Source organism: Streptomyces sp. CNQ329, assembly GCF_000482585.1.
On record NZ_AXVU01000083.1, the window covers coordinates 1 to 8,302 of the forward strand.

The window sequence follows — 8,302 nt, forward strand, 5'->3', positions numbered from 1 at the left end:
GCACCCACCGCCACCGGCTCAACCGGGGTGGTGACCGGGCCGCGAACGCGGCCCTCTACAGGATCGTGCTCTGCCGCCTGCGCTGGGACCAGCGCACCAAGCAGTACATGGAGCGACGAACCAAGGAGGGCCTGTCGAAGAAGGAGATCATCCGCTGCCTCAAGCGGTTCGTCGCCCGCGAGATCTACCACGTCCTCACCATCACCAACGCCACCGCAGCGACCCCAAGGCACCTCGCAACCGCTGCTTGACATCCATAAGAGCATCACCCGCACCGCGCCGCTCGGGTCGAAAACGTGTCAGGACGGACCGAACCGCACAAAGAAGACGGCCGGAGCCGCTACCCCCCACAGGAGCTGCTCCGGCCGTCGGCCTCAGGTGCGGGTGCCCGTTCGCGCCCGCTGTAATACTCAGCGCCAGAGGGCCCGGAAATGTCACAGCCCCCCCGTCCGCGCATGCGGGCGGGCCCGTACGCGGCGCTTCCCGGCGGCCCGTCCGGGCCCCGCCGGGCCCGGCCGCAGCCCCGTGCCGCACCCCTCGGCGGGCCCCGCCGCGGCCCACCGGATCACCGTCGGGCCGCCGCCCGTGGCCCGTCGAGCCGCCCTCGCGGCGCGGTCGAGCCGGCGTCCGTCACCTCATGCGGTCGGGTGGGGAGGGCCCGGGTGTGTTGCGCAGGGACCGCCACCGCCGTAGCGTGCACATCGCGCCGACCCGGCGCACAGACATTCGTTCGACTATCGCTCGACGGTCCGCCCAGATCCGGGGGTGCTCCGCAGATGTATCCGCGTGTACAGCGTCTCCTGGCGCCACGGACCGACTGACCACCGTGCAGGGGGAATACGCGGAAGACGCCGCGCTGTCCGGCGCGGTGCACGCTGCCCAGCGTGGTGATGAGGCGGCGTTCCGCATCGTCTTCCGGACGGTGCACCCTCGCCTGCTCGGATACGTGCGCAGCCTCGTCGGCGACGGCGACGCCGAGGACGTGACCTCGGAGGCGTGGCTGCAGATCGCCCGCGACCTCGGCTCGTTCACCGGGGACGCCGACCGCTTCCGCGGCTGGGCGGCACGCATAGCGCGCAACCGCGCTCTCGACCACGTGCGGATGCGCTCGCGCAGACCCGTCTCCGGCGGCGACGAGACCCAGCTCGCCGACCGGCCGGCCGACTCGGACACCGCCGAGGAGGCGATCGAGGCGCTCGGTACGGGCCGCACGATGGCCTTCATCGCGCGGCTGCCCCGCGACTACGCCGAAGTCGTGGTACTGCGCGTGATCATGGGACTGGACGCCAAGCGCACCGCCGAGGTCCTGGGCAAGAGCCCGGGCGCGGTGCGTACGGCGGCGCACCGCGGCCTCAAGCAGTTGACCGCGCTGATCGAGAGGCCGCAGGAAGAGGGGGACGTTCCGCCCGGGGAAGGCCAGCAGCCTGGCGGTGTGACGCAATCAGCCGCGCGGACGCTTAAGGAAATGTGATGGTGGACGACCGGTACGGCTGGCTCGACGAGGACGTCGCGGAGCGACTGCTTCGCGGGGAGCCGCTCGACTTCGCGGACGGCACCGGACGGCGAGGGCGCAAGCACTGGTCGGCGGAGGATCGTGCCGCGGCCGAGCGGTTGGCCGCCGTGCTGGCGCGGGTGGCGGAGTCGGGCCGGCCCGGCGCGAACGGCCAGGTACCCGGCGAGCAGGCCGCGCTGGCGGCGTTCCGGGCGGCGCGGGAGAGCACGAGCCCGGCGTCCGCCGCGGAGTTCGCCGCCGAGTCGCCGTTCGACAGGCGCCGCGCACGGCACCGTTCCGGCGTCGTGCAGCGGCTGCGGTCGCTGCGGCTGAGCGTGGTGGGCGCGGTGGCGGCCTGCGCGCTGGGCGGAGTCGCGGTGGCCTCCAGCGCGGGCGTGCTGCCGGCACCGTCGTTCATCCAGGACACCGGTGGTAACCCGCGGTCGCCGAGCGTGGGCGCCACGTCGACGGCGCAGCCCTCCGGCGACGAGGAGACGGACGGCTCCACCGGTGAGGGCGGCAAGGGGTCGGACAAGGACGGCAAGGACAAGGACGGCAAGAACAGCAAGGACACCAAGGGCCAGGGCGGCGGCGCGGAGACGGAACTGCCGGGGCTCGGTGTCATCGGCGACATCCGGGGCGGCCAGCCGCCGGGCTCGGCGGGCGCGGACGCCGTGCTCGACGAGCTGTGCCGCGACTACCTCGCCGCGCAGGCCGGTACGGGCCCGATGCCGGGCCAGGGACGGCTGCGCGTGCTGGAGCAGGCCGCCGGTTCCCCGGAGGCGGTGCCGTCGTACTGCTCGAACCGGCTGGGCACCAGCGTGGGCACCCCGGGGGGCGCGACCGGCGGCGGCACCGGGGCCTCGGGCGGCAGCACGGGCGGCGACACGGAGGAGCCGACCAGCCCGAGCCCCTCGGACCCGGCCGACCCGAGCACGGACCCGGGCGGGTCGAGCGGCTCCGGCGGGGACACCGGCGGAGGCGACGAAACCGACGGCGGCAGCGAGAGCGGCGGCAGCGGAGCCCCGCCGCAGGACGGTTCGCCGAACCCCGGCGTCAGCACCTCGGAATCGCCCGCCCCGGAGCCCTCGGCCACCGCCACCGCCTCGGCGACGGAGTAGTCCGCCGCCGGCCGGCGGCGCGGCACCCCGCTCCCGCCTTCCCTCTCCCCCGCAAGCCGCCCGCCGGGCCGCCGTTTTGTCCCGTTCACCCCGGGGCGGCGGGAGATGTTCGGGTCGGTCACCTGCCTGAACGGGAAGAATGTGGGGGTGCTCACGTCAAACTCCCGTGATGTCTGGCATTGTTGCACTGTTCTGTTCGATTCCGGATGTGGCTGGGGCAGCGGCCTGACGGAGAGCGCACGGGGGCGCGGGCACGGCGCACAGTGCCACAGGCCGATCACGAGGCGCACAAGGTGGGGGAACACGACAGTCCGGTGACCGCACGGGCGGCGCCGGGAAACAAGGGCGCGGACGAGGACCTTCAGCCACTGGTCCACCGGGCGCAGAACGGCGACGAGGCGGCGTTCACCGCGCTCTACCGCCGGCTGCAGCCGGTGCTGCTGGCGTATCTGCGTGGCGTGGTCGGCGACGACGCCGAGGACGTGGCCGCCGACGCCTGGCTGGTGATCGCGCGCGATCTGGGCCGCTTCCGCGGCGACGGCACATCGTTCCGCGGCTGGACGGTCACGGTCGCCCGGCGCCGCGCACTCGACCTGCTGCGCCGCGAACGCCGCCGCCCGCAGGGCGTGCTGCTCGACGAGGACCTCCACAACCTGCCCGCGGAGCGCGCCGCCGAGGACCACGCGCTGGAGTCGATGGGCACCCGGCAGATCCTCGGCCTCATCTCCGCGCTGCCCCGCGACCAGGCGGAGGCGGTGCTGCTGCGCACGGTGGCGGGGATGCGCGCCACCGACGCCGGGAAGGTGCTGGGCAAGCGGCCGGGCGCGGTGCGTACCGCCGCCCACCGCGGGCTGCGCCAGCTCGCCGAGCTGGTGACGTCGGCGGCCCGGCGGGAGCGGAGCCCGGAGGACGGCGCCGCCGCGTCTTCGGCGCTCGGGGCCGCCGGAGCCGCGGACGCGGAGGGTTCGGAGGAGCAGTTGAGGCTGGGCCTGGGCGCCTGAGACGTGCCGTACGCACGCGGCGGTACGCGTCCTGGCGTACGGGATCCGGAAGCAGCCGGCGGCCGGAGGAGGAGGGGGGTGGCGCGGGCGGTGCTGGGGGAACGCAACCCGCCCGCGCCATATGCGCTGAGCCGCAGGTACGGGGGGAACCCCGGCCGAGCGCTGGGCCGATGACCAGTCGGCACATCACTTACAGCGTCGGCGGCGGAGAAAGTGTCACAACCACAGCTCAGCCGCTCGGTACGGCGCGCACGGCGCCCCGGACGCCGTACCGCCGCGCGCTCAGCCGTAGACGACCACCTTGTCGCCGACCCGGACGTCCCCGAAGAGCTTCGCGATCTTCGCCTCGTCGCGCACGTTCACGCAGCCGTGGGAGGCGCCTGCGTAGCCGTTGGCGGCGAAGTCCGCCGAGTAGTGGACGGCCTGGCCGCCGCTGAAGAACAACGCGTAGGGCATGGGGGTGTCGTAGAGCGTCGAGACGTGGTGCCGGCTCTTGAGGAAGACCTCGAACACGCCCTCGCGGGTCGGCGTGTACTGCGACCCGAAGCGCACGTCCATCGCGGCCAGCACCTCGCCGTCCTTCATCCACCGCAGGGTGTCGCTGCGCTTGCTCACGCACAGCACCCGCCCGCCGTTGCAGCGCGGGTCGGGCTTCTCCATGGCCTGGGACGTCGGCGGGTACAGTTCGTCGCGCGTGGGCTCGTCCGTACGGGCCTTCAGCCGTTCCCAGGTGACCACGTCGGTCTCGCCGGTGCGCGGCAGCCCCCGGTCCTTCTGGAACGCCGAGACGGCCTCGGCGGTGACCGGTCCGTAGTACGCGGTGGGGCTCCGCCCGAAGACGCCCTCCGCGCGCAGCCGGGCCTGCAGCTCCCGTACCTGCTCGCTCTCGTCCCCCTCGGCCATGAGCACGTCCGGGCCCTCGGGAGTCGGCTCCGCCGTGGGCGTCCTGGACGCGGAGGCCCCGGCCTCCGGCTTCCCGGTCGGCTTCGCCGGCTTCTTGGTCGCGGATGGCGTGGCGGAGGGCTCCGCGGGCTTCTCGGAGCGCGCGGGCGCCGCGCTCGACGGCGACGCCGGACCGCCCCCGCCGCCGGCCGCGTCCGCCGAGGCGGAGCACCCCGCCGCGAGCGCCGCCCCGGCGGCCGCGAGCGCGACGGCGACGCGTAGCGAATGGAGTTTCCTGTAGACGCTCACATGTGCTGGACGCAATTCGCCCATCCCCCCGGTTCCCTCCCCTGAGACGTCGAATGATTCTCTCCCCCGGCGGGGCCGGTCCGGAACCCCGCGGCGGGCCGTTGCCCGCCGGGCACCGTGCGTTTGCGAGGGCGCGCGACCGGCTTGGGCCGGTTCTCAGTGGCGGAGCGTACGCTCATGACTACAGTCCGTGCAGAGGCGGAAGGCCGGGGAGGACCCGGGGACGAAGGCCCGGGGACGAAGGCCCGGGGAGAGGCCGGACGAGAAGGCCCGGAAAGAAGCCGGGGAAGAAGGCCGGGAGAGAAAGCCGGACAAGAAGGCTGGGAAAGGCTGGGATCACATGGCGCGCCACTCGGAGTCCGGTCTGCCCATCGAGCCGGTGTACGGGCCGGAAGCCCTCGCGGGCTGGCACCCGGACGTACGGCTCGGGGAGCCCGGGGCCTACCCGTACACCCGCGGGGTCTACCCGACGATGTACACCGGCCGCCCGTGGACGATGCGCCAGTACGCGGGCTTCGGCACCGCCGCGGAGTCCAACGCGCGCTACCGCGACCTGATCGCCCACGGCACCACGGGCCTGTCCGTCGCCTTCGACCTGCCGACGCAGATGGGCCACGACTCCGACGCACCCCTCGCGCACGGCGAAGTCGGCAGGGTCGGCGTCGCGATCGACTCGGTGGAGGACATGCGTGTGCTCTTCGACGGCATCCCGCTGGACCGGGTGTCCACGTCGATGACGATCAACGCGCCGGCCGCGCTGCTGCTCCTGCTCTACCAGCTCGTCGCCGAGGAACAGGGCGTCCCGGTGGCGGGGCTCACCGGCACCGTCCAGAACGACGTGCTGAAGGAGTACATCGCCCGGGGCACATACATCTTCCCGCCGAAGCCGTCGCTGCGGCTGGTCGCCGACATCTTCAAGTACTGCCGCGCGGAGATCCCGAAGTGGAACTCCATCTCCATCTCCGGCTACCACATGGCGGAGGCGGGCGCCTCGCCCGCGCAGGAGGTCGCGTTCACGCTCGCCGACGGCATCGCGTACGTACGCGCCGCCGTCGCGGCCGGCATGGACGTGGACGACTTCGCGCCCAGGCTGTCGTTCTTCTTCGTCTCCCGTACCACTGTCCTGGAGGAGGTGGCCAAGTTCCGCGCCGCGCGCCGCATCTGGGCCCGCGTGATGCGGGAGGAGTTCGGCGCCCGAGATCCCAAGTCGCTGATGCTGCGCTTCCACACTCAGACCGCCGGCGTCCAGCTCACCGCCCAGCAGCCCGAGGTGAACCTCGCCCGCGTCACGGTCCAGGCGCTGGCGGCCGTCCTCGGCGGCACGCAGTCGCTGCACACCAACTCCTTCGACGAAGCCGTCGGCCTGCCCACCGACAGGGCGGCCCGGCTCGCGCTGCGGACCCAGCAGGTCCTGGCGTACGAGACGGACGTGACCGCGACCGTCGACCCGTTCGCCGGGTCGTACGCGGTGGAGACGATGACTGACGACCTGGAGGCGGCGGCGGTGGAGCTGATGCAGCGGGTCGAGGACCAGGGCGGCGCCGTCAGCGCGATCGAGAACGGCTTCCAGAAGAGCGAGATCGAACGGAACGCGTACCGGATCGCTCAGGAGACGGAGTCCGGCGAACGGGTCGTGGTGGGGGTCAACCGCTACCGGTTGGCCGAGGAGGAGCCGTACGAGCCGCTGCGCGTCGACCCGGCGATCGAAACGCGGCAGGTGGAACGGCTGGCCGCACTGCGGGCGGCGCGCGACCGGGGGGCGCTGGAGGCCGCACTGGCGGAGCTGCGGACGGCGGCGGAGGGAACGGCGAACGTGCTGTATCCGATGAAGAAGGCGCTGGCGGCGCGCGCGACGGTGGGCGAGGTGTGCGACGCGCTGCGGGAGGTGTGGGGGGCGTATGAGCCGGTGGAGGTGTGGTGAGTCGGCGGATGGGAGTGAGGAGGGAGCGTAGGCGCGCGGCCGGGTGAGCGAGATGAACGACACCGGCGGCTCGCCGACCGCATCTCCGGGCTGATCGACGGCGTCGGTGGGCCATCGGCCGAGGCAATCGAGAATCCGCGAACCGGGACCCCGGTGGACCGGCCCGCCCGTCGCGGCCAGGATGCATCCATGCCCCTACCCGAGCCGGTGCCCGACCCCGGAACCGACACTGTCCGCCGCTACGTGACGGCCACCCCGAACCCCGGGACCAGCCGCTACCTGTCCCTGCTCCACGGCAACTTCAGGAGGCTGCCCGCCGAGGAACGCACACAGTTCCTCCAGGCCCTCGGCCTCGATTCGCGGAGCGTCACGGACGCCGAACTCGCGTACATGCTCCAGCCCAACTGGCGCACGCGCATCACCGCGGCATGGATGATCGGCGTGGACCGCCGCGAGCAATTCCGCGAACGCATCGGTGACCTTCTGCTCGCGAGCAAACTCACCTACGCCGGCCAGGGCTACTGCATCGCACTCGCCCTCCTCGGCACCACCGAGGACGCGGCCTTGCTCACCGCCTACCTGGACCATTACCTCCGGCGGCCCGAGTGCCGCTACGACCAGCAATGGGCGATGGGCGCACTCCTGCACCTCGACGAGGCCCTCGGCACCACGCACGCCGCCGGATTCCTGGAACCGGACGGGCTCTGGAGCCGGTGGGCCACCGACCGAGACCCGAGCCCGGGAAAGTTGAGGCAGTACGTCGGTGACATGTGCGCCCTCGCCGACGAGTACGCGCGGCCCGATACCCCTCCCGGACATGCCTGACCGAGCGCGCTTGGGCGGGCGGAATGGACCGCCTTCTGAGACGAACGGTCCAGATGAACGCGGCACGCAGCTTGTGGCGCTGCACCACGAGGGCGGCGGAGGGGATGCGGGAGCGGCGGGGGGACGCCGGAGCGGTGGGGGATGCGGGGGCGGTGAGGGCGGCGGACGGCACCTTCACCCGGATGCTCATGGTCCGGGCGACGCTCAGGCAGGTGCGGCTATGGCGGCCGATGCCGACTGCCTGGTCCCGCTGATGTCGAGTGTCAGGCGACGGTCGACTCCGCCGTCGTGCGCGCCAACCCGTGGAGGTCGAGCGGGGTAGGCGGTGGACACGGGGGGTGACCCGGGTGGGGAGGTACCGCGCGGGGGTGTCCGGTGGCCGGGCCCCGAAGGGGCGCGGGTACGGCGGGGTGTGCGGGGATCAGGCCCAAGGCGGACAGCCGGGGCTGCGTCCTGGGAAGTGGTGTACGGGGTTCGACCTGTTCCGGGGGTTTGCTCCGGCGTCAGGGTGAGTCCCGCATAGATGAACGGCCACCGGCTGATCTTCGAAGTGTCAAAGCCTCGAAGGAGATCAGCACGATGACCGCACCTGACAGTCTGCCCCTGCATGCCCTGACCGAAGACCATCTCGCCGCGGCGAGTCCGGATCTGCTGCGCGCGATGGTCAAGATGTTCGCCGACGCACTGATGTCCGCGGAGGCCAATGCGCTCTGCGGCGCGGAATACGGGCAGGTCAGCGACGAGCGGGTCA

General features: G+C 72.7%; 6 protein-coding genes and 2 pseudogenes. 7 read left to right on the forward strand and 1 reads right to left on the reverse strand.

The features are described 5' to 3' along the window. The 4 genes and pseudogenes from I003_RS33575 to I003_RS0128370 all read left to right on the forward strand — a co-directional run. Nucleotides 1-251: pseudogene (locus I003_RS33575) on the forward strand (IS110 family transposase); the annotation flags it as partial. Nucleotides 252-826: 575 nt separating this feature from the next. Continuing rightward, nucleotides 827-1,471, forward strand: a complete 645-nt coding sequence (locus I003_RS0128360; RefSeq protein ID WP_027774572.1) for an RNA polymerase sigma factor — start codon at nt 827-829, stop codon at nt 1,469-1,471. Continuing rightward, entirely contained in the window at nt 1,471-2,613 is a 1,143-nt protein-coding gene (locus I003_RS0128365) for a hypothetical protein (protein ID WP_027774573.1), read from the forward strand. Before I003_RS0128360 ends, I003_RS0128365 begins: the two co-directional genes overlap by 1 nt. A gap of 263 nt (nt 2,614-2,876) precedes the next feature. Next, a complete protein-coding gene (locus tag I003_RS0128370) occupies nt 2,877-3,614 on the forward strand; it encodes a sigma-70 family RNA polymerase sigma factor (RefSeq protein WP_027774574.1) in 738 nt (245 codons plus the stop codon). 282 nt (nt 3,615-3,896) lie between these two features. Here the strand turns inward: I003_RS0128370 and I003_RS0128375 are convergent, their stop codons facing one another. After that, nucleotides 3,897-4,829: a L,D-transpeptidase family protein gene (locus I003_RS0128375; protein ID WP_486584439.1), complete on the reverse strand. Its 933-nt coding sequence runs from the start codon at nt 4,827-4,829 to the stop codon at nt 3,897-3,899. 316 nt (nt 4,830-5,145) lie between these two features. On the opposite strand from I003_RS0128375, the gene I003_RS0128385 reads away from it, so the two are divergent. The 3 genes and pseudogenes from I003_RS0128385 to I003_RS33585 form a co-directional block, all read left to right on the forward strand. Then, on the forward strand, nt 5,146-6,726 hold the full coding sequence (locus tag I003_RS0128385; RefSeq protein WP_027774577.1) for a methylmalonyl-CoA mutase family protein: 1,581 nt from the start codon (nt 5,146-5,148) through the stop codon (nt 6,724-6,726). A 189-nt stretch (nt 6,727-6,915) separates the two neighbouring features. Further along, entirely contained in the window at nt 6,916-7,551 is a 636-nt protein-coding gene (locus I003_RS33580) for a DUF6000 family protein (protein ID WP_051368580.1), read from the forward strand. Nucleotides 7,552-8,130: 579 nt separating this feature from the next. Next, nucleotides 8,131-8,302: pseudogene (locus tag I003_RS33585) on the forward strand (IS256 family transposase); the annotation flags it as partial.